Origin of the sequence: Symbiobacterium terraclitae (assembly GCF_017874315.1) — a bacterium.
GTDB classification, from domain to species: domain Bacteria; phylum Bacillota; class Sulfobacillia; order Symbiobacteriales; family Symbiobacteriaceae; genus Symbiobacterium; species Symbiobacterium terraclitae.
In genome coordinates this window covers 47,721-71,676 of record NZ_JAGGLG010000009.1, presented here as the reverse complement: position 1 = coordinate 71,676, position 23,956 = coordinate 47,721, and the positions used below count along the sequence as shown (strand labels likewise).

Annotated in this window: 24 protein-coding genes; 5 read left to right on the top strand and 19 right to left on the bottom strand. The window is 69.8% G+C overall.

Going from position 1 to position 23,956, the window contains the following annotated elements; all coding sequences use genetic code 11:
• Positions 1-3: 3 nt before the first annotated feature.
• The 4 genes from J2Z79_RS07120 to J2Z79_RS07105 form a co-directional block, all read right to left on the bottom strand.
• A complete protein-coding gene (locus J2Z79_RS07120) occupies positions 4-1,293 on the bottom strand; it encodes a class II aldolase/adducin family protein (RefSeq protein WP_209466176.1) in 1,290 nt (429 codons plus the stop codon).
• On the bottom strand, positions 1,294-2,670 hold the full coding sequence (locus tag J2Z79_RS07115; RefSeq protein WP_209466175.1) for a gluconeogenesis factor YvcK family protein: 1,377 nt from the start codon (positions 2,668-2,670) through the stop codon (positions 1,294-1,296). It abuts the gene before it with no gap.
• Complete coding sequence (gene rapZ, locus J2Z79_RS07110) at positions 2,667-3,602, bottom strand: RNase adapter RapZ (RefSeq protein WP_209466174.1); 936 nt, start codon at positions 3,600-3,602, stop codon at positions 2,667-2,669. The genes J2Z79_RS07115 and rapZ overlap by 4 nt, the downstream gene beginning before the upstream one ends.
• Before the next feature lie 74 nt (positions 3,603-3,676).
• Positions 3,677-4,492, bottom strand: coding sequence for a PHP domain-containing protein (locus J2Z79_RS07105; protein ID WP_209466173.1), 816 nt, complete (start codon positions 4,490-4,492; stop codon positions 3,677-3,679).
• Between the two features lie 86 nt (positions 4,493-4,578).
• Between J2Z79_RS07105 and J2Z79_RS07100 the strand changes: the two genes are divergently transcribed.
• A complete protein-coding gene (locus tag J2Z79_RS07100) occupies positions 4,579-4,902 on the top strand; it encodes a hypothetical protein (protein WP_209466172.1) in 324 nt (107 codons plus the stop codon).
• Positions 4,903-4,947: 45 nt separating this feature from the next.
• Here J2Z79_RS07100 and J2Z79_RS07095 read toward each other — a convergent pair whose 3' ends face one another.
• The 4 genes from J2Z79_RS07095 to J2Z79_RS07080 all read right to left on the bottom strand — a co-directional run bounded on the left by J2Z79_RS07095 (position 4,948) and on the right by J2Z79_RS07080 (position 7,679).
• The gene (locus tag J2Z79_RS07095; protein ID WP_209466171.1) at positions 4,948-5,934 is read right to left on the bottom strand and encodes an ROK family protein; all 987 of its coding nucleotides are present in this window, start codon (positions 5,932-5,934) and stop codon (positions 4,948-4,950) included.
• Between the two features lie 76 nt (positions 5,935-6,010).
• Positions 6,011-6,625 carry an LIM domain-containing protein gene (locus tag J2Z79_RS07090; RefSeq protein ID WP_209466170.1) on the bottom strand — a complete coding sequence of 205 codons (615 nt, stop codon included), beginning with the start codon at positions 6,623-6,625 and terminating at the stop codon, positions 6,011-6,013.
• A gap of 15 nt (positions 6,626-6,640) precedes the next feature.
• A complete protein-coding gene (locus J2Z79_RS07085) occupies positions 6,641-7,147 on the bottom strand; it encodes an anti-sigma factor family protein (protein ID WP_209466169.1) in 507 nt (168 codons plus the stop codon).
• Positions 7,089-7,679, bottom strand: a complete 591-nt coding sequence (locus J2Z79_RS07080) for an RNA polymerase sigma factor (RefSeq protein WP_245302382.1) — start codon at positions 7,677-7,679, stop codon at positions 7,089-7,091. The genes J2Z79_RS07085 and J2Z79_RS07080 overlap by 59 nt, the downstream gene beginning before the upstream one ends.
• Positions 7,680-7,836: 157 nt before the next feature.
• On the opposite strand from J2Z79_RS07080, the gene J2Z79_RS07075 reads away from it, so the two are divergent.
• On the top strand, positions 7,837-8,874 hold the full coding sequence (locus J2Z79_RS07075) for a CPBP family glutamic-type intramembrane protease (RefSeq protein ID WP_209466167.1): 1,038 nt from the start codon (positions 7,837-7,839) through the stop codon (positions 8,872-8,874).
• Positions 8,875-8,880: 6 nt separating this feature from the next.
• Here J2Z79_RS07075 and J2Z79_RS07070 read toward each other — a convergent pair whose 3' ends face one another.
• A complete protein-coding gene (locus J2Z79_RS07070; protein ID WP_209466166.1) occupies positions 8,881-9,333 on the bottom strand; it encodes an NUDIX domain-containing protein in 453 nt (150 codons plus the stop codon).
• Positions 9,334-9,454: 121 nt separating this feature from the next.
• On the opposite strand from J2Z79_RS07070, the gene J2Z79_RS07065 reads away from it, so the two are divergent.
• Positions 9,455-9,940 (top strand): hypothetical protein, encoded by a 486-nt coding sequence (locus tag J2Z79_RS07065; protein WP_209466165.1) that lies wholly within the window; start codon positions 9,455-9,457, stop codon positions 9,938-9,940.
• A 29-nt stretch (positions 9,941-9,969) separates the two neighbouring features.
• Here the strand turns inward: J2Z79_RS07065 and J2Z79_RS07060 are convergent, their stop codons facing one another.
• The 4 genes from J2Z79_RS07060 to J2Z79_RS07045 all read right to left on the bottom strand — a co-directional run bounded on the left by J2Z79_RS07060 (position 9,970) and on the right by J2Z79_RS07045 (position 12,624).
• The gene (locus J2Z79_RS07060) at positions 9,970-10,338 is read right to left on the bottom strand and encodes a phage holin family protein (protein ID WP_209466164.1); all 369 of its coding nucleotides are present in this window, start codon (positions 10,336-10,338) and stop codon (positions 9,970-9,972) included.
• 88 nt (positions 10,339-10,426) lie between these two features.
• Entirely contained in the window at positions 10,427-11,455 is a 1,029-nt protein-coding gene (locus J2Z79_RS07055; RefSeq protein WP_209466163.1) for a DUF4097 family beta strand repeat-containing protein, read from the bottom strand.
• Positions 11,455-12,252, bottom strand: a complete 798-nt coding sequence (locus J2Z79_RS07050) for an SHOCT-like domain-containing protein (RefSeq protein WP_209466162.1) — start codon at positions 12,250-12,252, stop codon at positions 11,455-11,457. Before J2Z79_RS07050 ends, J2Z79_RS07055 begins: the two co-directional genes overlap by 1 nt.
• A gap of 12 nt (positions 12,253-12,264) precedes the next feature.
• A complete protein-coding gene (locus J2Z79_RS07045) occupies positions 12,265-12,624 on the bottom strand; it encodes a DUF2089 family protein (protein WP_483439824.1) in 360 nt (119 codons plus the stop codon).
• Positions 12,625-12,910: 286 nt separating this feature from the next.
• Here J2Z79_RS07045 and J2Z79_RS18860 point away from each other — a divergent pair, with 286 nt between their 5' ends.
• The gene (locus J2Z79_RS18860) at positions 12,911-14,095 is read left to right on the top strand and encodes a redoxin domain-containing protein (protein WP_209466161.1); all 1,185 of its coding nucleotides are present in this window, start codon (positions 12,911-12,913) and stop codon (positions 14,093-14,095) included.
• A 32-nt stretch (positions 14,096-14,127) separates the two neighbouring features.
• On the opposite strand, the gene J2Z79_RS07035 is transcribed toward J2Z79_RS18860, so the two are convergent.
• The 6 genes from J2Z79_RS07035 to uvrA all read right to left on the bottom strand — a co-directional run bounded on the left by J2Z79_RS07035 (position 14,128) and on the right by uvrA (position 23,129).
• A complete protein-coding gene (locus tag J2Z79_RS07035) occupies positions 14,128-15,012 on the bottom strand; it encodes a polysaccharide deacetylase family protein (RefSeq protein ID WP_209466160.1) in 885 nt (294 codons plus the stop codon).
• 45 nt (positions 15,013-15,057) lie between these two features.
• Entirely contained in the window at positions 15,058-16,947 is a 1,890-nt protein-coding gene (gene uvrC, locus J2Z79_RS07030) for an excinuclease ABC subunit UvrC (protein WP_209466159.1), read from the bottom strand.
• Between the two features lie 89 nt (positions 16,948-17,036).
• Positions 17,037-17,390: a hypothetical protein gene (locus J2Z79_RS07025; protein WP_209466158.1), complete on the bottom strand. Its 354-nt coding sequence runs from the start codon at positions 17,388-17,390 to the stop codon at positions 17,037-17,039.
• A 4-nt stretch (positions 17,391-17,394) separates the two neighbouring features.
• A complete protein-coding gene (locus J2Z79_RS07020) occupies positions 17,395-18,054 on the bottom strand; it encodes an RNA polymerase sigma factor (protein WP_209466157.1) in 660 nt (219 codons plus the stop codon).
• Positions 18,055-18,230: 176 nt separating this feature from the next.
• Positions 18,231-20,189, bottom strand: a complete 1,959-nt coding sequence (locus J2Z79_RS19130) for an ABC transporter substrate-binding protein (RefSeq protein ID WP_209466156.1) — start codon at positions 20,187-20,189, stop codon at positions 18,231-18,233.
• Between the two features lie 75 nt (positions 20,190-20,264).
• Positions 20,265-23,129, bottom strand: a complete 2,865-nt coding sequence (gene uvrA / locus J2Z79_RS07010) for an excinuclease ABC subunit UvrA (RefSeq protein ID WP_209466155.1) — start codon at positions 23,127-23,129, stop codon at positions 20,265-20,267.
• 236 nt (positions 23,130-23,365) lie between these two features.
• Here uvrA and J2Z79_RS07005 point away from each other — a divergent pair, with 236 nt between their 5' ends.
• Positions 23,366-23,950 carry an HNH endonuclease gene (locus J2Z79_RS07005; RefSeq protein ID WP_209466154.1) on the top strand — a complete coding sequence of 195 codons (585 nt, stop codon included), beginning with the start codon at positions 23,366-23,368 and terminating at the stop codon, positions 23,948-23,950.
• The last annotated feature ends 6 nt before the right edge of the window (positions 23,951-23,956 follow it).

The following is a 23,956-nucleotide window of genomic DNA, read 5'->3' as shown; positions in this document are numbered from 1 at the left end:
CGCTCAGGCCTCCCCGGACTGCCCGTAGCGGGTCCGCCGCGCGCGGAACAGCCGGCGTCGCTCCTCCTCGGGCAGGATGATGGGCTCGCCCAGCTGGCGGGCGATGTGGAGGATCTGCGCCGCCTCCTCGACCCCGACGGCCACCGCGTACGCCCGCTCCAGCGTGGGCCCCACCGCCATGACGCCGTGGTTCTGGAAGAGCACCGCGACGTCCTCCTCGCCCAGCGTGGCCACGGCGACGTCCGCGAAGGCCTCGGTGCCGCTCTCGGCGTACGGCGCGCAGCGGACCGTGCCGCCCACCAGGGCAGCCAGCTCGGTGGAGATCACGGGCAGCTCCTGGCCGGTGCAGGCGAAGGCGGAGGCGTAGATCGAGTGCGTGTGCACGATGCCGCCGACATCGGGGCGCATCCGGTAGGTCATCCGGTGCAGCGGCGCCTCCGTGGAGGGGCGGCGGTGGCCCTCGACGACGTTGCCGTCCAGGTCCAGGATGCAGATGTCTGCCGGCTCGAGCCGGTCGTAGTCCATGCCGCTGGGCGTGATGGCGAAGAGCCCGGCGCCCGCGATGCGGCACGAGACGTTGCCGGCGGTCAGCCGCACCAGCCCGTCCGCCTTCATGCGGCGGGCCACCTCAACCACCGCCCGGCGCTCCGCCTCGTAGCGCATGGCCGCCTCCGCCTCCTCTCCGATGATCAGCCGGGTCCCGCTGATCCGGGCGCGGCGCCCGTCCCAATCGGGGGAGGCCGCCGCAACGCCCCAGAGCAGCGGGGCGTCGCCCACCACCGCCGGCTCGCCGGCCGCCATCACGGCGGGACACGTGCGGTCCAGCAGCTCCAGGGGTGAGAACTCCTGCGCCGCCAGGATCACGCCCGGGGGATACGCCGCGCCCGACAGGCGGCGCGCCAGCCAGCGGGCCGCCATCGGCAGGAGCCGGGCCCGTTCGGCCAGCTCCTCGCTGCGGGCCATGATCCCGGCGACGAGCCCCGCCGCCTCGTCCAGTGCGGCGGGCGCAGAAAGGCCGTGCTGGTCGATCAGCATGGTGACCCGCTGCGTGAAGGCGGGGTCCTGCAGCGCGTCGCGGCAGGACTGCAGCAGCACGCGCCCGCCCAGGGTGGGCTGCCGCTCGATCCACGCCTCGATGTCGGCGAGCCCGCGGCGCAGGGCATCCCGCAGCCTGGCGATCTCGGCCGGCCGGTCCGCGCTGCTTCTCCGCTCCGGCTTCTCCTGTGACCCGACCCACAGGATGCGCCCCTCGGCCTCGCCCGGCCAGCACCCCGGAGCTTGATAAACCGCCATCTACCTTCTCCCCTCCTCAATCGACCGCTCCCGCAGCCGCTGTCGAAACAGGAAGAACTCCCAGGGGGTGCGCTCCTGGTGCGGCCGGCGGGTCAGGAAGAGCTGCCCGATCGCCTGCGCCAGCTTCTCCGGATGATGGCGGACGTAGTCGCCCTCCACCCGGAGGAGGTCGCGCGCCACCACCTGGACGCCAAGCTTATACGCCGCCGGGTCGATGGCGACCGCCGCGGCCCCCTGCTCCTGGTAGCGGGCGCGCACCTGGGGCGGCACCGTCCGGTTGTTGGCGAGGCAGACATCGACGATGCCATAGCCGCCGTGGTCGATCAGCGCCCGGAGGTGATGCGACACGGCGTAGCCGTCAGTCTCGCCCGGCTCGGTCATGATGTTGCACACGTAGATCTTCAGGGCCCGCGAACGGCGGATCGCGTCGGCCACGCCCGGGACCAGCAGGTTGGGGATGATGGAGGTGTACAGGCTGCCGGGGCCGAGCACGATGACCTCGGCCTCCTCGATGGCCGTGATGACGTCGCCCAGGGCGGTGACGGACCCGCCCGCCTCCACCGGGTCCAGGAAAACCCGCCGGATGGGGCTTCCGGCCTTGCCGATGGCCGACTCGCCGGAGACCATGCGGCCGTCGGCCAGCTCGGCCCGCAGGACGACGTGGTCCAGCGTGGAGGGCAGCACCCGGCCGCGCACGGCCAGCACCTGGCTGGAGGCCCGCACCGCGTGGTAGAAGTCGCCGGTGGTCTGGCTCATCGCCAGGATGAAGAGGTTGCCGAACGGGTGGCCGGTGAGCCCCTCGCCGCCCGTGAACCGGTACTGGAAAAGCCGCTCCATCAGCGGCTCGGTGTCTGCCAGGGCCACCAGGCAGTTGCGGATGTCGCCCGGCGGCAGGATGCCGAACTCCGTGCGCAGACGGCCGGACGATCCGCCGTCGTCCGCCACCGTCACCACGGCGGAGATGTTGGCCGTGTACTCCTTCATGCCCCGCAGGAGGGTGGGGATGCCCGTCCCGCCGCCGACGGCGACCAGCCGCGGGCCGCGCAGCAGCAGCCTTCGCTCGAAGAACGCGTCCGCCACGCCCTCCTCCCGGGCCGTCAGCGTGGAGAGCACGGAGTGCACCAGCCTGCTGACGCCGACCCAGGTGAGGACCAACCCCAGCACGCCGACCACGGCCCCGACGACAGCCGGCCCCTTCCTAAACACGGCCGCGCTGACCGCAATGTTCTCCACCAGCCACCGACCCACGAGCGCGTAGAGGTTGATCCGGAGCGCCAGCGACAGGCCCACGACCACCAGTGCCACGCCGATGACGGCAACCAGGAGCCACCGCTTGATGTTGAGCCCCGGCGCGAACCAGCGGAGGACGCGCATCATGGCTGTTCACCGTCCTGCGCGCCGTCGCCGGCGTCCCGCGCCTCCCCGCTGTCCCGCGCTTCACCGCCGTGCACCACGTCGCGGTGCTCCACCGAGACCGAGTAGCCCCTGTCGCGGATCCAGTCCGCCAGCTTGCGGGCGAGGCAGACCGAGCGGTGCTGGCCGCCCGTACAGCCGATGGCGATCGTCAGCTGGCTCTTGCCCTCCGCCACATACTGCGGGAGAAGGAAACCGATCAGGTCGGTCAGCCGCTGGAAAAACTCCTGCGTGGGGGCCCACTTCATCACGTACTCCTGAACCGCCTCGTCCTCGCCGGTGAGCGGCCTCAGATCGGCCACGTAGTGCGGGTTCGGCAGAAAGCGCACGTCGAAGAGCAGGTCGGCATCCAGCACCGCCCCGTGCTTGAACCCGAAAGAGACCACGTTCACGTGGAACGCTGGAGCCTCCCCCTCCTGGCCGAACGCCTCCTGCAGCTCCCGGCGCAAGTCGGAGGGCTTCAGGCTGGTGGTGTCGATGATGCGGCTCGCCAGGCCGCGCAGCTCCTGGAGGACCTTCCGCTCCTTGCGGATGGCCTCCAGCAGCCTGCCCTGCTGCGCGAGCGGATGGCGGCGGCGGCTCTCCTTGTAACGCCGCACCAGGACCTCGTCGGAGGCGTCCATGAACAGGATCTGGTAGGCCACGCCGATGCGCGCGGTCTCTCGCAGAGCGTCCACGATCTCGCTGAAGAACCGGCCCCCGCGTATGTCGAGCCCCAGGGCGAGCCGGTTCACCTTGCCGTCGGAGTGGCCGAACAGCTCCACCAGTTTGGGCAGAAGCGACGGGGGCAGGTTGTCGACGCAGAAGAAGCCCAGATCCTCGAGGAACTTCAGGGCCTGGGTCTTGCCCGCGCCGGACATTCCGGTCACGATCACCAGGCGAATGGGCTGATCCATCCCGTCACCCCCTGGGCTATCACCGACCCAGCATTTCGCCTCCGCGGGGCCCATCTCCTGTCATGCGGGCGCGTTCAGTGCACCTCGCCCCCCTGCTCCGACCAGTCGGCCCAGTCGCTGGGCTGCCGCTCCTCCACCCGCCGGCGCTGAACCGCGCCGGCGCCGCCCTGCCGGGCCCAGCCGGCCCACCCGCCGGCCGCCACCAGCCTGCGGCGGCGCCGCTGCGCCTCCAGCCAGTCCCACAGCCCCCCCTGCTCTGCGTTCACCACCTGCTCCGGCGCGACGCCAGCCTCCCGGGCGAGGCGGACAGCGGCCGTACAGTCGCCCATCTCGGCCGGAACCCGGGCGCCGGAGGTGATGACGAACCGGGCCCCGAGGCTGGCGGCCCGCCGCACGAAGTCCGCCGGCGGCAGGGGGCCGCGGGCCCTGAGTTCCAGCGCGACCCCGCGCTCGCGGCAGGCCCGCGCCAGCTCGGCCGGGTCCAGGTCCGCATGCACGTCGGTCAGGATGTCGATCTCGTGCCGGTACACGGCCGAGACGATCGCGTCCGCTGCGGGCATGCCCCGCCGGAAGCCGGCCAGGAGACCGAAGCGGGCGGCCGGGCGCGCCCCGGCCACCACGAGGTCGAAGCCGGCATAGGCCTCCCTGGGGACGTTCAGGTCGCCGGCGGACGTGATGACGTGGCAGGAGACCCCGGCCAGCACGCGAATCGCCGGCGCCCGCCGGTCGACGTCCCGGACCGCCGCCGTGAAAGCGGGGCGGGCCGGCGCCCGCGCAACCACGGCCACGGCCTCGAGGCTGCGCACCATGGCCGCGGCGGCGAGCGCCGCCACCCCATCCGCCCCCTTCCGGGGCTGCACGAAGGTGCACAGGTCTGCGATGATCCTCATGGCCTCCCTCCTACAGACCTTAGTATTCCCGGCAGGAATCGGGCAATCGGTGGCCAAACCTTCGGAATGGGAGGGCGTTTTCCGAGGTGCTCCACGCGGGAGGTGACCCGGCCGTGGGCGACCATCCGACGCATCACCTGTCCGAGCACGAACTCCGTGCGCTCAGCCTCCGGGAGTTCCTGGACCTGGTCGAGGCGGACATCAGGACGCTCGACGAACGGCGCCGCGAGCGGCAGCGCCGGCAGGCCGAGGCGTCCCTCCCGCCGCTGGAGTCTCTCCCCCTCCACGCCGTCTCCTGCTGCGGCAAGGGGCTCGGGAGCTACCCGCGCGCCGCCCGCGTGCGCTGCCCGTTCTGCGGGCGCTGGATCGCCCCGGGCGCAGCGCCCGGTACGCCGTCCGGCGAAGCGTAGCGCCCGCGGAAAGGCCGGATAACCGCAAACAGAAAGGGGCAGGCCTCACGACCTGCCCCGATTCTGTACCGCCCAGCGCCAGATCAGCGTCGCCGCGCCGATCAGCCCTGCGTCGTTGCCCAACGAGGCCTGCACCACGCGGACGATGCTGGCCGGCCCGGGCATGGCCTGTTCGGCGATCACCCTGCGCATCGGCTCCAGCAGGAAGTCGCCGGCGTGGGAGGCGCCGCCGCCCACCACGATCAGCTCGGGGTTGAGCGCGCTCACCAACATCGCCGAGACGATGCCGAGGTACTCGCCTGCCTGCCGGAGGATCTGCTGCGCCGCCGGATCGCCCTCCCGCGCGGCCGTGATCACCACCCGGGCGTCCAGCCTTCCCCCCTGCTCGGCGGCCAGCCGGGCCATGGCGGGCGAACGCCCGGCCGCCACGGCCTCCCGGCCCTCCCGCGCCATGGCGGTTGCGGAGGACACGGCCTCGAGGCAACCCTGCAGGCCGCAGGTGCAGGCGGGGCCGCCGGGAGCCACGCGGATGTGGCCCAGTTCGCCGGCCCAGCCGGTGGCGCCGCCGTAGATGCGCCCGCCGAGGATCAGCGCGCCGCCCACGCCGGTGCCGAGGGTGTAGAGGATCACGTGGTCGTGGCCGCGCGCGGCGCCGCACCACTGCTCGCCGAGGCCGGCGCAGTTGGCGTCGTTTTCCAGACGCACGGGCACGCCGAGGCGCCGCTGCAGCAGGTCCGCCAGCGGCACGTTCTTCCAGTTCAGGTTCCCGGAGCTGACCACCACGCCCCGGGCCGCGTCGCAGATCCCCGGCGTGCCCACGCCGACGCCGTCAAGTCCGCTCAGCTGCATCCCCGCGGCTTGCAGGGCGTCCTCCACGGCCAGGGCGATGTTTTCGGCAACGCCGGACGGGCCCTTCTCCACCTCGGTGGGCCGGACGCCCCTGCTCAGGATCTCGCCGGCCCGGTTGACCACGCCGACCTTGACCGACGTGCCGCCCAGGTCGATGCCGAGCGCAATCCCATGTTCCGCCACCGTTTCTACGCCTCCTAATACGAATATATGAGTTCAACGTTAGCAGGACGGAGCGAGCTCCCTGGAAGCGGCGGGTTCAGCGGCGGTTCCCGGGCTGCCTGAGCAGCAGCCAGACGCCTGAGCCCAGGGCCAGGGCGCCCAGCGTGAGACCGTTGATGAACCGGTGCACGTGGTAGAGCCCCAGCATCTGCAGGAGGTCGATGGTCAGCACCCGCCACAGGGCCAGCGCACCGAGGACGATCAGGGCGATGCCCAACTGGCGCTGGCTCCACTGTATCGGCACGGCCCTGATATCCACAAAGCCGCGGTCCTCCACCTCGAGCCCCTGGCTGAGGCGCAGGTGGATCTCGCGGGCATCGAAAACGCTGAAGAAGATGGCCGCGGGGATGTAGAGGCCCAGCAGGCTGGGGAAGACCATACCGAGGACCATGCCGCCGATGAGCGTGCCCATGAAGAACTGCATCCCCCGGTTGAAGAGTCCCATATACAGGTGGCCGACGCCCGGGGCGATGGAGAGCACGAAGCGCACGAAGCCGTTGATGTCGCGCGCGGGCTGCTGCATGCGGGCAGCCAGGCAGTTCTTGCAGAAGGGCTGACCGTTCAGCTCGACCTTGCACTCGGCGCAGATCGGCCGACCGCAGCTGGCGCAGATGCCCCGGACCTCACGATCCGCGTGGTAGGTGCAACTCATCTCAGTCCCCCCAGACTAGTAGAGGAAGGCCGCCAGCGCGTACCACAGGCTGTGCAGCCACTGCGAGAAGGGAGCGGCGTATGCCTCTGCGGCCGCCCAGTAGGCCTGCCCCCTGGCCATCCAGACCGCCAGCCGGTCGGTGGACTGGCTCCAGAGGAGAAGGCCGTTTCCCAGCGAAACCACCAGTATGGTGGCGCAGAGCGCATAGGCCACGCTGGCGTACTGGTGCACCGACCACCTGGTGCGCAGCCAGGGCCAGAGCAGGCTGAAGGGCCGCGGCTGTTCTGCCGCCACCCGCTCCATCACCCGGGCGGTGAAGTCGTCCGGCAGCGGCGGCGGCTCCATGAGCACCATCCGCTCCAGCTCCGGGTCGTTCAGATCCGCCAGCAGGTCCCGGCTCTCCGCCAGGAACCGGCAGTCGTCACAGACGGCCAGGTGCGCTTCGCAGGCGCGGCGCTCATCCTCAGCGAGCGCCCGAGCCCAGTAGGCTTCCAGCAGCCGGTGCAGGTCGCTGCAGTTCACCGCGGTCACCTCCCTCCATGCTCGTGAGCAGCCGTTTCAGGTTCGCCCTGGCCCGGTACAGGCGTGTCTCCACGGTCCGAACCGGGATCCCGAGCCGGTCTGCGATCTGCTGGTAGCTGAGGTGGTGGAAGTGATAGAGCAGCACGACCTCCCGGTAGTCCGGCGAGAGCCGTCCGATCGCTTCCCGCAGGCGCTCCCGGCGCTCTTCCCGCAGGGTCCGCTCCTCCGGCCCCTCCTCGTTGCTGGGCAGGTCGGTAGGCCGCTGCTCCTCGCAACCGGGCGGGGGCTCGAGCGGCACCGTCAGCGGCCGGCGCTTGCGGGCCCTGAGCCAGTCGAAGGCCAGGTTGAGGCAGATGCGGTGGAGCCAGGTGGTGAAGGCCGCGTCGCCCCGATAGCTCGAGAGGGAGCGGAAGACCTTCACGAAGACCTCCTGGGCCAGGTCCTGGGCCTCGTTCGCATCGCCCACCACCTGGTAAAGGGTGCGGTAAACCCGGCCCTTGTGCCGATCCACAAGGGCCGCGAAGGCCTCCATATCCCCATGCTGTGCGGCGAGGGCCAGGGTTTCGTCACGGGGAGTCAATGGCCACACACACCTCTCGGGAGGTTCTACAGGGTTTGACGCAGGTGCGCTGCGCCATCCCTTCAGCGAGTTCACATACCCATCCAAACGGGCGGAGGCTCAGAACAACGTGCGTACAAGTCAGTTGGATGCCCTGGTCCGGGTCCTCAGCTTCTACCTGGCGGCGCTGGTCCTGCTCATCGTGGCAGGCGGAGCCCTCCAGTACACCCTCGGCCTGACCGGGGTGGTGATCTCCCAGCTCGGCATCTTCGTGGCGCTGCCGCTCCTCTTCACCCTGCGGGTGGAGAGGCGCCCGATCCGGCCGTTCCTGCGCCTGCGCATGCTGACCTTGCGGGGGTGGGCCCGGTCGGTGCTGCTGGGCACGGTGGGCTGGCTGGCCGCCCAGCTGATGGGGGCTGTACTGGTGCTGCTGGTGCGGCAGCTGGGGGGCGAGATGGTCCAGACCTACCAGATCCTGCTGGATGCCAGCTCCTGGCTCGCGCTCCTGGTGGGGGCGCTGCTGCCGGCCATCTGCGAGGAACTCTCCTTCCGCGGCTACGTCCTGGGGGCGCTGCGCCCTCTGGGACCCACCGCCGCGGTTCTCCTGACCGGACTGCTCTTCGGGGCGCTCCACCTCAGCCTGGTGCGGCTGGTCCCCCTCGCCCTGCTGGGCATGCTGTGGGCGCTGGCGGTGCAGCGCTCCGGCTCGATCCTGCCGGGGATGGTCATGCACCTGCTCAACAACGGCATTGCCCTCGGGCTCACCTTCTTCGTGCAGGAGCAGGCAAATCCTGCCGCCCTGGAGAGCCTCGACGCGATTCCGGACGGGGCGATCTGGCTGTCGGCCGTCATGCTGGGCCTCATGGCCGCCGGCCTCGGGGTCACCGCCTACTTCCTGGCCGCCGGCTTCAGCCCGCGGCACCTGCTGCGGCCCCTCGAGCTCGCGGAGGAGTGGAGCCAGGCTGTGGATGCGGAGGCGGAGCCGGTCCCGGCGACCGACGCCGCCGCGGCCGAGGACGCCGAGCTGCGTCGCCTCTCCGCCGAGCTGGAGGAGCTTCGGCAGCGCCGCCGGCGCATGCTCTGGGCCGCCGCCCTGGTCATCGGCGGGCTCTGCCTGATGATCTACCTCTGGGCGGCCGCCCGGGAGCTGGCCGTCGTCTTCGCCTGACCCGCCTCAGGGCAGCCGCGCGACGACGGTCGTGCCGGCGAACCGGCGCGCGTCCCTGATCATCTCCCGCTGCCCGGGCGGCAGCAGGTCGGGCTCGGCCCAGGTGTACTCGGCGTGCTCGTGGGAGAGGCGGATCGGTTCGCCGGGAAGGCGGCAGCGGAAGACGGCGACGTACGCGGCCGAGCGGTCGTCGTAGTAGATGCCGCTCAGCCCCTCCACCACCACGTCCACGCCCAGTTCCTCACGGCACTCCCGGCGGAGCCCCTCGTCCAGGTGCTCCCGCAGCCTGAGGCCGCCACCGGGCAACAGCCACGCGCCGGCGTAGCGCGACCGGAGGAGCAGGACCCGGCCGGACTCGTCCAGGATGACCGCGTGCGCAGCGATCTTGCGGGGGTTCAGCTTCAGAAAGAGGTCGTATCCGACCTGCACGACAGTGCGCCAGGCCGCAGTCAGTCTCATGCGTGCCCCTCCCCGGCAGTTTCACACCCCAATCATACACCGAAACGGCTCCCGCCGCGCCCCTGCGGTTTATGTCACCGCCTCCTGCGCTGGCATAGGATGGGAGCGGAGGTGTGTGAACATGCCTTATCGGTTCATGCGTGCGGTCGAACCGATCGTGGCACGCGGGCTGCGTGAGCTCGGGAAGGAAGGAGCCTCCAAAGAGCAGACGCTGCGCAGGGTCGCCCTGATGGGCGCACTGGTGGGCACCGGGGTGCCGCCGGCGCAGGCGGTACAGTGGGTGGAAGCCATGGAAGCGCGCGAGCCCGCACGGGACGGGACGGCGGGCGTGGGCGGCTACGGCAAGTGGTTCCCGGGCATGTGGCCCGGAATGGGCTTCCCCGGCATGGGATTCCCCGGCATGGGATTCCCGGGCGTGGGATTCCCCGGCATGGGCTGGCCTGGCAAGGGCTGGCCGGGCAAGGGAGCCGGGATGGGCGGATTCGGCACGGATGACTCCGGCAAGGACGGGTACGGCAAGATGATGGGCCCCTGGATGACCCCCTGGATGGGCCCCTGGGGGAAGGGCATGGGGGCAGCGCCGCTGGGCTGGCCCCAGAGCGAGTAAGGGTACATCAGCGGAGCAACGCCGGGCCGTCAGTCCTTCTCGCCGCCCTGCACCAGGCCGTTCAGCACCGCGCTGATGACCGCGTAGAGCACCGAGACCACGAGGGCGTTGCGGAAGCCGCCCACGTGGAAGCCGGCCACCAGCTCAGCCGTGAGCATCATCATCAGGGCGTTGATCACCAGGGTGAACAGGCCGAAGGTGAGGCACGTGATCGGCAGGGTGAGCATCCGCAGAAGCGGCCGCACGGTCAGGTTGAGCAGCGAGAGCAGGAGCACCGCCACCGCCGCCGCCTCGAACCCTGCGACGTAGAAGCCCTTCAGGATCCCCAGCTCCGGCGCCACATACGCGATCCCCAGCAGCGTGAGCGCATTCAGAGCCCAGCGAATCAGCAGACGCACCCCGTCGACCCTCCTCAACCGGGTTCGCCGCGGCCCGACGCCGCGGCGAACCCTTTCGTCATGTCATGAACTGTACGGCGCTCCTGGCCTATTCGACGGAGATGGAGCCGAGCCCTGTGCGCACGCGGATGGAGACCTTCTGAGCGGCGGTGTCGAAGCCCTCGCTGTGGGCGATCACGTGCTTGAAGCCGATGTTCCGCTCGTCCAGCTCGTAGACCAGGTCGGGCCGCGCGATGGAGACGCTGCCCATGCCGGTGTGGGCATCCACGAAGAAGCCCACGTCCCGGCTCAGCCGCCCCGTGTCGATGGAGGCCGACCCGTTTCCGGTCTTCAGCTGCATCTTCTCGGAGCGGCGGCCCATCGGGATGACGCGCAGCGAGCCGTTGCCGGTGGTCGCCTCCAGGTCCGCCACGTCGCCGTCCACGTCGACCGAACCGTTGCCGGACTTCAGGTAGAGCCGGTCGGCCGTGACGCCCAGGATGGTGATGCGGCCGTTGCCGCTCTTGGCGTTGCCCTCGGTCAGCGTAATCCCCTCGACCCGGATGTGGCCGTTGCCCGTGCGGGTCTCCAGGTGGTAGATCCGGTCCTTGGGCAGGAACAGGGTCAGGTGCACACCGAGGTCGGACCAGTCGAAACGCCGGTCGGTCTCCAGGAGGAAGCCGGACTCCGTGGCGGTCACGCGGTAGGCCTCCTGGGCCCGCCGCTGCGCCTCGGCCTCGGTCGCGGCCCGCGCCTTCGCGACGATCTGGGCCTTGTAGCCCGGCTCATCCCAGCCCCGCAGCTCCACGTGGCCGTTGCCGGTGAAGATGCGCAGCGGCACCTGATCCGCCGTGAAGACACCGGTGATCTCGGTGGGAAACTCGTACTGCTGGCCGGTGAAATCGCTGAGCACGCCGGTGACCCGCTCGACGACCTCCTCGATCAGGCTCGAGAGGCCGGAGCCCAGGCCGGCCGAGGGCCCGCTGCGGCGCTGCGGGCGCGGCGGCGCTGCCGTCTCGGCGGGCGGCTCCTCCTCCCGCTGTCCTTCCAGCGCCCGCAGCAGCTCAGCGCCCTCGGCAGCGGTGATCTTCTTGTCGGCCACCATCTGCAGGATCAAGAGCCGTTCTTCCTGAGACATCAGTCCACCCTCCTCATCTTCTCGGCGGGGTCGCCGAACAGCGTCACGGTGATCTTGCCGGCAACCTTGCCTCCCGCCCGCTCCACGGCGGTCTCCACCTGCTCCGCCACCCGGTTCGCGATCCTGTCGATCCGTTCAGCTACCCGGTTGACGGCCCGGTCCACCTTTTCGGTCACCCCGTTGGCGGCCCTGTCGACCATGTCGGCCATGTCGTCGGCGGTCCTGTCGATCGTGTCCGCAGCCTCGTTGACTGCCCTGTCCGCGTCGCCGGCGGCGCTGTCCACCTCATCCGCCACCGCCTTGACGGCCCTGTCCACTGCACCGGTCACCGTCCGGACGGCCCTGTCTGCCTCATCGATCACCGCCTTGACGGTCCTGTCCACCTCGTCAGCCACCGTGTTGAGGGTCCCGTCCACCTCATCAGCCGCTGTGTTGCCGGCCCTGTCAGCCTCGTCAGCCGCCTGCTTGGCGTCCCGGTCGACGGCGCCGGCCGGGCCCTGTGCGTTCCTGTCCAGCCAGACGGCCAGCGTGCGGATCTGCCGGTACGGCTCGCGCTGCTCCTGCTCGGCCACCCGCTCCTCCACCGTCTTGACCGCACGGTCCAGGGCCCGGTCGGCCTCCTGCAGGGCCTGCCTCACCAGGTCCCTGAGCCGGGGGCGCGGCTCCTGCCGGGGAGGCGGGGGCGCCGCCGCGGCCGCCTCGGCCTCCGCCAGGGCCTTGAGCAGCATGTCCGCCTCGGCCACGCTGATCTTGCCGTCGGCCAGCATCTGCAGAATCAACTGCCGTTCCTCGTCCACCTCAGCCACCCCCTACAGGCTCTTCAGGGCGGCCACCGCTTCCTCAGCGGTAATCTCGCCGCGGTTCAGCCGGTCGAGCAGCTCCTTGCGGCGGGCCTGCTTGATCCGGTTCTCCTCCTCGGCCGCGCTGCGGTCGACCTGGAATCCCAGGGCGGCCAGCACCGAGTCCAGCCGGGCCCGCACCGTCGGGTACGAGATGGAAAGCTCGCGCTCCACCTCCTTGATGTTGCCGCGGCTCTTCAGGAAAACCGCCACGAAGTCCAGCTGCTCCGGCGTGAGCCGGGCGAACCGCGTGGTCTCGAACCGCCCCTCCAGCGTGGTGTCACAGTGCCTGCAGTGCAGCCGGGTCACGGTCAGCTCTCCGCTGCACACAGGGCACCTGCTGGGAATCCGCCACGTCTGCAAACCCCTTCACCTCACCTCTCCGGGGTCGCCTCACCCGCAAGGTTGAGGAGACCCCTTAAGATATTTAAGGACCTTCCTTGACTTTGATGATATCCGGGCGCCGACATCCTGTCAACGGTTACCTTCAATGATTTCAAGGAACCAGTTTTATATTCACGAGGGCTCTCCTCAAATATCGTGCACATACCTGAATCTGTAGCCGGTCCGTCGTAAGGGGTGAAGATCCCCGGCGGGGGACCCGGAGGTGACCCGTATGCAGAGAGCGGCCGGTGCCGCCGTGCTGCTGATCTGGGCCGCGGTGCTGCTGGGCGGCGCCTTCCGGCCGCAGGGCAGCACCCCGGTCGGACCCGAGCACCCCTACGTCGGCCATGCCGCCCCTGCGCTCGCGCTCGCCGATCCGTCGGGCCGGCCGGTCAGCCTGGCCGACCTGCGCGGCCGCGCCGTCTTCCTCAACTTCTGGGCCTCCTGGTGCGGCCCATGCCGGGCGGAGATGCCCGAGATCCAGCGGCTCGCCGAGTCGCTGCCCGACGGAGCGGCCATCCTGACAGTGAACGTGACCGCGCAGGAGCGCAGCCCGGAAGCCGCGCTGGCGTACCTGAGAGAGCACGGTTACACGTTCCCGGTGGCGCTGGACCCGACGGGGGCGGCAAGCGACCGGTACCAGGTGGCGTCGCTGCCCACCAGCCTCTTCATCAGCCCGGAGGGCGCGGTGACCGCGCGGGTGGCCGGGCCGCTCACCCTGCGTGCGATGCAGGGGTACCTGTCCGAGGCGCAGGCCGGCCCTCCCCGGACAGCAGGCCTGCCCGGACCCGGCAGCCTGCTGCCGGAGGCCCTGAGCCTGGGTCCGGCGGTACTGCCCACCCGGGCGCTCTTCTGGTCGGCCGGCGCGCTGGCGGCCTACCTGGCCGCCGGGCAGACGGGCCGGGAGCTGGTGTTCAACCTTGCCCTGGGCAGCCTGCTGGGGGCGAAGCTCATCTACGTCTTGCTGGACCCCGCGGCGTACCTGCGGAGCCCCGGGCTGCTCCTCGGCTTCCCCCACGGCACCCAGGCCCTGCCCGGCGCCCTCATCGGGGGCCTCGCCCTCGCCTTCTGGGGGCTGCGCCGTACCGCGGACCGGCTCCCGGCCTGGGACCGGGCGGCCCCTGCGCTCCTGTGCGGAGCCGGCCTGGGAATGCTCGGCTCCCCGGGGCCTGCGGACTGGGTGTACGGCCCCCTGCTGCTGGCCGCCGGCGTGGCCGCCCTGGCCCTCGCCAGGGCCATGCCCCGGGCGGGAGATGCGACGGCGATGGCACTGACGCTGGGCGGGCTGGCCGTGGTGCTGGCGGACCTGGCGCGGCCGGCCGCCTCCCCGGCCGGTGTGAGCGCCCTCCAGGTCGCAGCGGGGCTCGCGGCGACGGCCGCATGGCTCTGGCGGCGGAGGCGGCCGGAGCGCGCGTGAAGAGCGGGGGCAGCACCCCCCGCTCTAGTGCGTTATGGCAGCACCACGAACTCGTATCCCCGCTCCCGCAGCGCCGCGATGATCAGCGGCACGGCCTCCGCGGTGTGCTTCATCGTGTCGTGGGCCAGGATGACGGAACCGGGATGAAGCTGGTCCAGGACCGCCTCAACCACGAGGTTCGGGTCCTTGTAGCCGTCCACCACGTCATCCCAGTCCAGGGAACCGTTGCTCCAGTTGATCAGTTCCAGCTCCAGCTCGTCCAGTGTCGCCAGGAGCTCGTCGTTGTACGCGCCGAAGGGCGGCCGGAAGTACCGGGGTGGCTCGCCCGTGACATCGGTGATCAGGTCGATCAGCGGCTGGATCTCCGCGATCTGCTCCTCCCGGCCCAGGCTGGTCATGTTGGGGTGGGTCATCGTGTGGATGCCCAGCAGGTGGCCCTCCTCGTGGATCCGCTTCACCAGGTCCGGGTGCTGCGCGGCGCCGTAGCCGGTGATGAAGAAGACCGCCTTCACGCCGGCCTCCCGGAGCCCTTCCAGCACCTGCGGCGTGTAGTTGGAGGGGCCGTCGTCGAAGGTGAGCATGGCGACCTTCTGCTCCACCGCGGGGTCGCTGGGCACCAGCGGGTAGCCGATGCCGCCGGGCTTCCAGGTCACGGCCGGGGCACCGGGGTTTTCGGACCCGTCCGGCTCGCCGTCCGGGCCGGACGGGTCGGACGGCGAGCCGGGTTCGTCCGCTCCGGAAGGGTCGCCCGGACCGGCGGGCCCGTTCGGGTCGCCGGGGTCGGCGATGCCAGGCGTGGGGTCCGTCGGGTCCGAGACCGGGGGCGTCCGACCGGACGGCGGGTCGGACGAAGCAGCGGCACAGCCGCTCAGCAGCATCGCCGCGCAGAGGACGGATGCGATCCATTGCTTCTTCATCATTATGCATATCCTTTCATTAAGCCATAGTCGAACAGATAAGGTCTACTGCGATGCCCCGCCCAGCGCCTCCTTCACGCGTTCGGCCAGCTCCCGGTTCAGGCCTGGAACCGCTGCCACCTCCTCCACGGAGGCGGCCCGGATCGCCTTCAGGGAGCCGAAGTGCTGCAGCAGCGCCTTCTTCCGCTTCGGACCGATGCCCGGCACGTCGTCGAGGCGGCTGCGCGTGGTCGCCTTGCGGTGAAGCTTGCGGTGGTAGGTGATGGCGAAGCGGTGGGCCTCGTCCCGGATCCGCTGGAGCAGGAAGAGCCCCTGGGAGCCCCTCGGCAGCTCGATCCAGTCCGGGCGGTCCTCGGCGCAGAGCAGCTCCTCTTCCTTGGCCAGCCCGAACGTCGGGATGTGATCCACGCCGAGCTCCCGCATCGCCGCCCTGGCGTAGGCGAGCTGCCCTTTGCCGCCGTCGATGATCAGGAGGTCGGGGAACTCGGCGAACTTCTCCCCGTACTCCACTCCCTCCTCGGCCACGCGCCCCTCGGCCAGGTCCTTGACGCGACCCTCCACCCGGGCGGCCCGTTCGGCCAGGCCCCGCCGGAACCGGCGCGTGACGGCCTCCGCCATGTTGGCGAAGTCGTTGTTCTGATCCACCTTCATCTTGAAGCGGCGGTAGTCTTCCTTCTTGGGCCGGCCGCCCTCGAAGACCACCATGGAAGCCACGACCTCCGAGCCCTGCACGTGCGAGATGTCAAAGCACTCGATGCGGTGGGGCAGGCGCGGCAGGCCCAGGGCCTGCTGCAGCTCCATCAGCGCACCCTCGGTGGCCGCCAGCTCCAGCTCCCGCTGCTGCCGGCGCTCGGCCATGGCCTCCTGGGCGTTCTGGCTCACCATCTCCACGAGCGCGCGCTTCTCCCCCCGCTGCGGGCGGCGAAGCACAACCCGCGCACCGCGCTTGGACGAGAGCCACTCCACCAGCACACCGGCCTCGGGGACTTCCTCGCTCACGAGGATCTCCCTCGGAACGAAGTCGGTCTGGGCGTAGTGCTGCTGGATGAAGGCGGCGAGGATCTCCCCGCCCTCCATCTCATCGGCACCCGCCATGATGAACTGGTCGCGTCCCACCAGCTTCCCCTGCCGGACGAAGAACACCTGTACGCAGGCCTCATCGTAGAGGCGGGCGTAGGCGATCGCGTCCAGGTCCTCCATCTCGTGGCCGATGATCTTCTGCTTCTCGGTCACCTTTTCGATGGCCCGCATCTGGTCGCGCAGCTCGGCCGCCCGCTCGAACTCCAGATTCTCCGCGGCCTGCTCCATGCGGGCACGGATGCGTGCCACGACCTCCTGCGTGCGGCCCTCCAGGAAGGCCTGCAGGTCGCGCACGGCGTCGGCGTAGGCCGCATGCCGGTCGAAGTCCGGCAGGCACGGACCGAGGCAGCGCCCGATGTGATACTGCAGGCAGGCCCGGGGATGCCGGGACGGGTCGTTGCAGGTGCGCAGCGGGAAGAGCCGCCGGGCCAGCTTCATGGTCTCCCACATGGCCTGGCTGCTGGTAAAGGGTCCGAAGTAGCGGGAGCCGTCCTTCTTCATGGAGCGGGTCACGACCAGCCGCGGCCACTGCTCGGTGAGCGTCAGCCGCAGGTAGGGGTAGTGCTTGTCGTCCCGCAGCCGGATGTTGTACTTGGGTTTGTGCTTCTTGATCAGGTTAGACTCGAGCACGAGCGCCTCGGTTTCCGTGTCCGTGACGATATGCTCGATTTCCGCAATCTGGCTGACCATGGCCAGCACCTTGGCCGTGAGGTTGCGGGAAGACTGGAAGTACTGGCGCACGCGGTTCTTCAGGTTCCGCGCCTTGCCGACGTAGATAATGCGGCCGGAGCTGTCCTTGTACAGGTAGCACCCCGGCCGTTCCGGCAGCAGCCTGATCTGCTCCCCGAGGTCCACGCGCGCTCACCTCCCCACCACTAGTGTAGCACTACAGGCGACAGAAAAGCCCCGCCGCAGCGGGGCGAATCCGGTCGGAATCCGTTTCCTCATCGCAGTAGCGTGATCTCGGCCGACGACCAGCGCAGGTCGCCCACCCCCTGGCCCGCGGCGGCCACCGCACCGGTGCGGAACGCGCCCACCCAGTAACCCGGCGGGACGACCACCCGCTCGATCAGCGGACCGGCGGGGACGGCCAGGAACCAGCAGAGGCCGGCGGCGACGCCCACGGCCACCAGCTGGCGGAGGCGCGCAGACGGGATGCGCGGCAGCGCAAACCGCGCCGACCGGGCCGAGTCGCGGTCGAGTTCCCGGCTGATGCGCTCCCAGAGATCGGGCGGAGGCGAGACCTGTGCTGCGTCCGCGCGCAGGGTCTCGCGAATCGTCCGTTCGTCGACGCGCATGCTCTCACTCCTCGCAGGCCACGAGCGGGGCGTGGGCCGAAAGGCGGTTGTAGGACAGGGCAACCAGGTCGGGCCGGCCGAGCTGGCGTGCCATCTGGTTGCGCAACAGCTCGCGTGCCCGGTGCAGGCGCGACTTCACCGTGCCAGGCGGGCAGCCGATGATTGCCGCAATCTCGGTGTCGGAGAACTCGTGGAAGTACTTCAGCACCACCACCGAGCGATGCACGGGATCCAGGCGGCCGATGGCGTTGCGCAGCAGGCGGCGCTCCTCGCTGTCGAGGACGGCCTCCTCCGGCTGCCAGGCGCGCACCTCACGCCCGCGCTGCTGCTCCTGGCTCGCGCCGGGCATGGGGTCCAGCTCTTCCTTGATCCTGCGCCGGCGCAGCAGCGTGATGGCCTCGTTGACGGCCACCCGGTAGAGCCACGACTTGAAGCTGGAACGGAACTCGAACTTGGCGATGGAGCGGAAGACCTTCAGAAACGTCTCCTGAACGACATCCTGCGCCAGCGTGGCGTCCCGCACGACCAGGTAGGCGAAGCGGAAGACGTCGTCGCGGTAGAGCAGGAACATCTCCTCGAAAGCGATCCTGTCGCCCGCCTGGCAGCGCGCGATCAACCCCAGATCAGCGTCGCGCACGGGCTCCAACTCAGCGATGGCCCTCACCTCCCCGCCACCGATAAATACAACTTACTATACCACAACGCTTTCTATAACCGAAAGCCGCCGGCTCGATGAGAGGTTTATTAGAATTCCCCGCTTGGTCGTGTTTCTCCTCCTAGACTGCTTCGATCCAGAAATTATACGCACCGTGCAGTGCAGACACGGTGCGCTTTCCGTCACTATTGCAGTTCGATCCGCCCGTCCACCCACTGGAACAGGTAGACCTGCGCCGCCTGGTTCTCGCCGGTGTTCGGGTCGAAGCTGATGGTGGTTGACCAGCCCTTGTGTCCGCGGGTCGACCGCACCAGCGCCGCGAACTCCTCCCGGTCGGGGATCTTTCCGGGGTTCTCCTCGCCGTAGCGGATCAGCGCCTCCAGGATAACCCGCGCCGCATCGTAGCCGAACGTGCCGTACCCGCGGGTCGGCTTGCCGAGGATGGCCTCGAAGTGGCGTATGAAGCGGGCGTCGGTCCCCCGGGTGTAATGGGTGAAGTAGATGTCGCGCCAGCCGCGGCCAGCCGTGCTCTCGAAGGCCGGATTGTAAAGCTCCGAGCCGCCGATGATCGGCAGCGTCAGCCCCTGCTGGCGCAGGGCGGCCGCCGCCTGGTAGCCCAGCTGGCTGTTTCCTGCGTAGTAGATGGCATCGGGGACGTAAGCCCGCACCGCGGCGGCCAGAGCGCTCCCCTCGATGCGCGCGGGAAGCACGATGCGCCCTGCGACAGGCAGCGCGACGATCTCCGCCGCGGTCTCAAAGGCGGCAGCCCGCCGCTCTGACTCCGCGCTGCCATCCAGCAGCATCAGGACGGACTCCACCCCAAGTCTGCCCCTGGCGTACGCTGCGGCGGCGGCCTCCAGGCGGACCTGGGGCGCGATGAGCCGGTTGACGTGCAGCCAGCCCGGCTGCATGAGGTCCTCCGCACCGGCGTTGGGCACGACGAGCACCAGACCGCTCTCCAGCAGCCCCTCTGCCAGGCTGGCGCTGGCCGGGCTGGTGAAGCTGCCGACGACGCCGATGACCTCCTGGTCGTAGGCGAGGCGTCGCGCGTGCTCGGCCGCGGCCTCGGGCGTGCCCTGGTCGTCGTATCGGACCAGCGACACCTGGTAGCCGACCCTCAGGAGGTCGGCCTCCAGGTCCCGCAGCGCCAGTTCGGCACCGCTGGCCAGGTCGCTGCCCCACACGCCGTGCGGGCCCGACAGGGGCGTGACGGTGGCCAGGACGACGGGCGTCCGCACCTTTGCAGGGTTCGGCGCGCACTGGAAGGCGACCGGCTCCTCCGCCCACGCCTTGATCAGGCGGCTCACCTCTCCGGCGACGGGGATCGCGTAGGCGATGGCGCTGTCCGATCCGGCGGTGACGATGCCGACCACCTCGCCGGTCTCCCGGTGCACCAGGGGCCCGCCGCTGGCGCCGTGCATGACGCTGGCGCCGCGGAACTCCACCAGGTCAGCGTAATAGCGCCCGTCGATCCGCTGGGAGAGGCCGACCTGGCGGACCTCCGCCGGAACGGGTGCGTGGTTGGGGCTCCGCTCCAGGCTGCCCCAGGCGTAGACCGGATCGCCCGGCGAGAGCGTCCCCGAGGAGAGGGTGAGCACCTGGGGCCACTTCGTGAGGGTGGGCACGTAGATCAGCGCGACGTCGCGGTTCTGGTCGTGGCCCACGACCATCCCCTGGTGTGTCGTGCCGTTGTCGTCGATGACGGTCACGCAGCCCTTGTGGCCCTCGATCACGTGAGCGCTGGTGACGATGTGACCGCCGGTATCGATGATGAAACCGGTGCCGACCCTGCTGCCCCGATCGCCCCGCACCTGGATCGAGACGACGGCGCGCAGGTAGCGCCCCTCCCCCTCCCCGTTCCCGGACGGGGGCTCTGTCGGGTCGGGGCCGGCCAGCGCCGGGACCGCGGCGCTCCACGGCCATCTCCCGGAGTGCAGGCGGAAGCCGCCCAGCACCCCCGAGCCGAAGAACGTGAGCAGCACGACGACGAAGAGCCATACCGCCACGCGCCGCCCGGGCCGCTCGCGGCGGCGGAGGGGCGTGGGCGCGCCGGACGGCCGGAGCGGCGTCCCGCACCTGTCGCAGTAGTTGGCGGAAGCCGAGACCTCAGTCCCGCAGTAAGGGCACCTGGTCGGTCCTGTCACCGGTCTCCTCTCCTGTCTGATTGCTCAGGCGGGTTAGGTTCAACTTTCGAGAACCGGCCCCTTCCTCCCTGCCGGTCAGTCCGTCCCCGAGGCCGCACCCAGCGGCACCTGGGCGCGCTGCCGCTCCATGTGCCTCTTGAGGAAGAGGCCGGTGTAGCTCGCCGGGTTCGCGCAGACCTCCTCCGGCGGGCCCTCGGCCACGATCTGGCCGCCGCGCTCGCCGCCCTCCGGCCCGAGGTCCACGATCCAGTCGGCCTGCTTGATCACGTCGAGGTTATGCTCGATGACCAGCACGGTATTGCCCACGTCTACGAGGCGCTGGAGCACGTCCAGCAGCTTGTGCACGTCGGCCGTGTGCAGGCCGGTGGTCGGCTCGTCGAGGATGTAGATCGTCCGCCCGGTGGCGCGCCGAGAGAGCTCGGTGGCCAGCTTCACCCGCTGCGCCTCGCCGCCCGAGAGCGTCGTGGCCGGCTGGCCCAGCTTGATGTAGCCCAGCCCCACGTCCTGCAGGGTCTGCATCTTCCGGTAGATGCGCGGCAGGGGCCGGAAGAACTCCACCGCCTCGTCGACGGTCATGTTGAGGATGTCGGCGATGGTCTTGCCCTTGTAGTGCACCTCCAGCGTCTCCCGGTTGTACCGCGCGCCCTTGCACACCTCGCAGGGCACGTAGACGTCGGGCAGAAAGTGCATCTCGATCTTGATGATGCCGTCGCCCTTGCAGGCCTCGCAGCGGCCGCCGCGCACGTTGAAGGAGAAGCGGCCCTGCTTGTAGCCCCGCATCTTCGCCTCGGGCGTCTGGGCCATCAGCTCGCGGATCAGGTCGAAGACCCCGGTGTAGGTGGCCGGGTTGGAGCGGGGCGTGCGGCCGATGGGCGACTGGTCGATGTCGATCACCTTGTCCAGGTGCTCCAGGCCCTCGATGGCGTCGTGGGCCCCGGGGCGCGTGCGGGCCCGGTTCAGCTCGGCAGCCAGCCGCCGGTAGAGGATCTCGTTGACCAGGGTGGACTTGCCGGATCCCGACACGCCGGTCACCACCGTGAAGGTGCCCAGCGGGACCCGGAAGGTGATGTCCTTCAGGTTGTGCTCCCGCGCGCCCCTGACGACGAGCCACTTGCCGTTGGGCTGCCGCCGCTTCTCGGGGATCGGGATCTGGCGCCGGCCGGAGAGGTAGGCGCCGGTCAGCGACTCGGGCGTGGCCAGGATCTTCTCCACCGGCCCCGCAGCCACGACGCGGCCGCCGGCCTGGCCGGCCCCGGGGCCGATGTCGACGACCCAGTCGGCCGCCCGGATCGTATCCTCGTCGTGCTCCACGACGATCAGCGTGTTGCCCAGGTCGCGCAGCTGCTGCAGGGTCTCGATCAGCCGCTCGTTGTCCCGCTGGTGCAGCCCGATGGAGGGCTCGTCGAGGATGTAGAGCACCCCGACCAGGTGCGAGCCGATCTGGGTGGCCAGCCGGATGCGCTGCGCCTCGCCGCCCGACAGGGAGCCGGCGGACCGGCTGAGCGTCAGGTAGTCCAGCCCGACGTTGATCAGGAAGCCCAGCCGCGCGTCGATCTCCTTCAGGATCTGGCGGCCGATGGCCCGCTCCTTCTCCGTCAGGTCCAGCCCAGCCAGGAACTTGCGGGCCTGTGCGACGTCGAGGTCGGTCAGTTCGGCGATGGAGAGGCCGCCTACCTTCACGGCCAGCGATTCCGGCTTCAGCCGGGCGCCGTGGCAGGCCGGGCAGGGCCGGGTGGTCATGAACTCGGCGAGGTGGTCGCGGATGGCGTCGCTGGAGGTCTCGCGGAACATCCGGTCCAGCTGCTTGATGGCCCCCTCGTAGGTCACCTCGTACCACTTGCGCTGTCCGTACATATTTTCGTACTGGAAGCGCACCTTCCCGTCGGGCCAGCCGAACAGGAGGATCTCCCGGAACTTCGGGTCCTGCTGGTTCAGGGGCACGTCCTTCCGGATGCCCAGCTGGCTGCAGAGCGCGTCGATCTGGTTGTGGAAGAACTGCTGCGTCGAGTTGGCCCAGGGCACCAGGGCGCCCTCGTCCAGCGAGAGCGAGGGGTCGAGCACGAGCTCGGGGTCGAACTCGGTGTTGAACCCCAGGCCGGTGCAGGCGGGGCAGGCGCCGAAGGGCGAGTTAAACGAGAAGTTGCGCGGCTGCGGCTCGTCGATGGAAACGCCGCAGTCCGGGCAGGCGAAGTTCTCGCTGAAGAGCAGCTCCTCGCCGCCGACGACGTCGATGGTGACGATGCCGCCGGCCAGCTTGGTCGCGATCTCCAGGGAGTCGGCCAGGCGCCGCTCGATGTCCGGCCGGATCACCAGCCGGTCCACCACGACCTCGATGGTGTGCTTCCGCTTCTTGTCGAGGGCGGGCGGCTCGTCGGTGACGTCCATGATCTGCCCGTCGACCCGCATGCGGACGTAGCCGCCGCGGCGGATGTCCTCGAAGACCTTGACGTGCTCTCCTTTGCGGCCCCGCACCAGCGGCGCGAGCACCTGGATGCGCGTGCCCTCCTCCATCCGGAGCAGCGCGTCCACCATCTGGTCCACGGTCTGCCTCTGGATGGGCTTGCCGCAGGTGGGGCAGTGGGGCCGTCCGATCCGGGCGTAGAGCAGGCGCAGGTAGTCGTAGATTTCGGTGACGGTGCCCACGGTCGAGCGCGGGTTGCGGGAGGTCGTCTTCTGGTCGATGGAGATCGCCGGCGAGAGCCCGTCGATGGAGTCCACATCGGGCTTGTCCATCTGCCCCAGGAACTGCCGCGCATAGGCGGAGAGCGACTCCACGTAGCGCCGCTGACCCTCGGCGTAGATTGTGTCGAATGCGAGCGACGACTTGCCCGACCCCGACACGCCGGTCAGGACAACCAGCTTGTCGCGGGGGATCTCGAGGTTGATGTTCTTCAGGTTGTGCTGTCGTGCACCCTTAATCACCAGACGGTCCTTGGCCACAACCCAACGCCCCCCACAACTGTCTCAACAATGGATGTTACCACACCCGGTCGCGCAACCGGGACGTGCAAATCATACCATGACGAACGTTTGTTTGCAACGTACCGATTCGTTCGATGTTGTGGTATAATCTTGTCGTATAATAATGTACTTAGTGTCATAACGGAAGAGATTAGCGGCCGATCCAGTCGGCTACAATACGAAAGGGGGCGAGACGTGACGTGCCCCGTGGAGGAATGAGTACGACGGATCTAATTGAAGTGATCGACAGCCGGGGGCGCACGCTCACCCCCTGCAAGCGCAAGGTGGCCGACCGCGAGGTCAGGCTGGGCCGGGCCAAGTGGATCGGCCGCTCGCGCATCCGACTGCGCTTTGACCCCTTTGCCTACCGGTACATCCGGCTGAAGGTGCTCGCCCGCGACCGCTACATCTGCTACTGGTGCGGCCGGCCGGGCTTCACAATGGACCACGTCATCCCCTGGTCGAAGGGCGGCCGCACGACCATGGCCAACTGCATCTGCGCCTGCGAGGAGTGCAACGGGCTCCGGGGCGACCTGGACGCCGCCGAGTTCGCCCAGCGCATGGGCCGGCCGACCCCTGTGCCCGGGCTGATCCTGGCAGGCGCCCACCTGACCTGGGGAACCGCCGCGCTGGAGGAGAAGCCCGCAACGGCCCCGGCTGCGAGGAAGGCCGCCGCGGCCGTACCCGCCGCCCGGCGCGACCCGGTTGCAGGGCCGGCCGCGGCCAGTCATCGGGCGCGCTTCGCCCGCATGACCCGACTGCTTCAGGCCACCCCGGTCACCCGGGCGTCACTCTACTAGCAGCGA

Coding starts and splice junctions, on each gene's coding strand:
- J2Z79_RS07120 (WP_209466176.1), bottom strand. CDS start 1,293: ATGGCGGTTTATCAAGCTCCGGGGTGCTGGCCGGGCGAGGCCGAGGGG.
- J2Z79_RS07070 (WP_209466166.1), bottom strand. CDS start 9,333: ATGAGACTGACTGCGGCCTGGCGCACTGTCGTGCAGGTCGGATACGAC.
- J2Z79_RS07005 (WP_209466154.1), top strand. CDS start 23,366: ATGAGTACGACGGATCTAATTGAAGTGATCGACAGCCGGGGGCGCACG.
- J2Z79_RS07105 (WP_209466173.1), bottom strand. CDS start 4,492: ATGAGGATCATCGCAGACCTGTGCACCTTCGTGCAGCCCCGGAAGGGG.
- J2Z79_RS07065 (WP_209466165.1), top strand. CDS start 9,455: ATGCCTTATCGGTTCATGCGTGCGGTCGAACCGATCGTGGCACGCGGG.
- J2Z79_RS07080 (WP_245302382.1), bottom strand. CDS start 7,679: ATGGAGGCCTTCGCGGCCCTTGTGGATCGGCACAAGGGCCGGGTTTAC.
- J2Z79_RS07025 (WP_209466158.1), bottom strand. CDS start 17,390: ATGCGCGTCGACGAACGGACGATTCGCGAGACCCTGCGCGCGGACGCA.
- J2Z79_RS07115 (WP_209466175.1), bottom strand. CDS start 2,670: ATGATGCGCGTCCTCCGCTGGTTCGCGCCGGGGCTCAACATCAAGCGG.
- J2Z79_RS07055 (WP_209466163.1), bottom strand. CDS start 11,455: ATGTCTCAGGAAGAACGGCTCTTGATCCTGCAGATGGTGGCCGACAAG.
- J2Z79_RS07035 (WP_209466160.1), bottom strand. CDS start 15,012: ATGAAGAAGCAATGGATCGCATCCGTCCTCTGCGCGGCGATGCTGCTG.
- J2Z79_RS07090 (WP_209466170.1), bottom strand. CDS start 6,625: ATGAGTTGCACCTACCACGCGGATCGTGAGGTCCGGGGCATCTGCGCC.
- J2Z79_RS18860 (WP_209466161.1), top strand. CDS start 12,911: ATGCAGAGAGCGGCCGGTGCCGCCGTGCTGCTGATCTGGGCCGCGGTG.
- rapZ (WP_209466174.1), bottom strand. CDS start 3,602: ATGGATCAGCCCATTCGCCTGGTGATCGTGACCGGAATGTCCGGCGCG.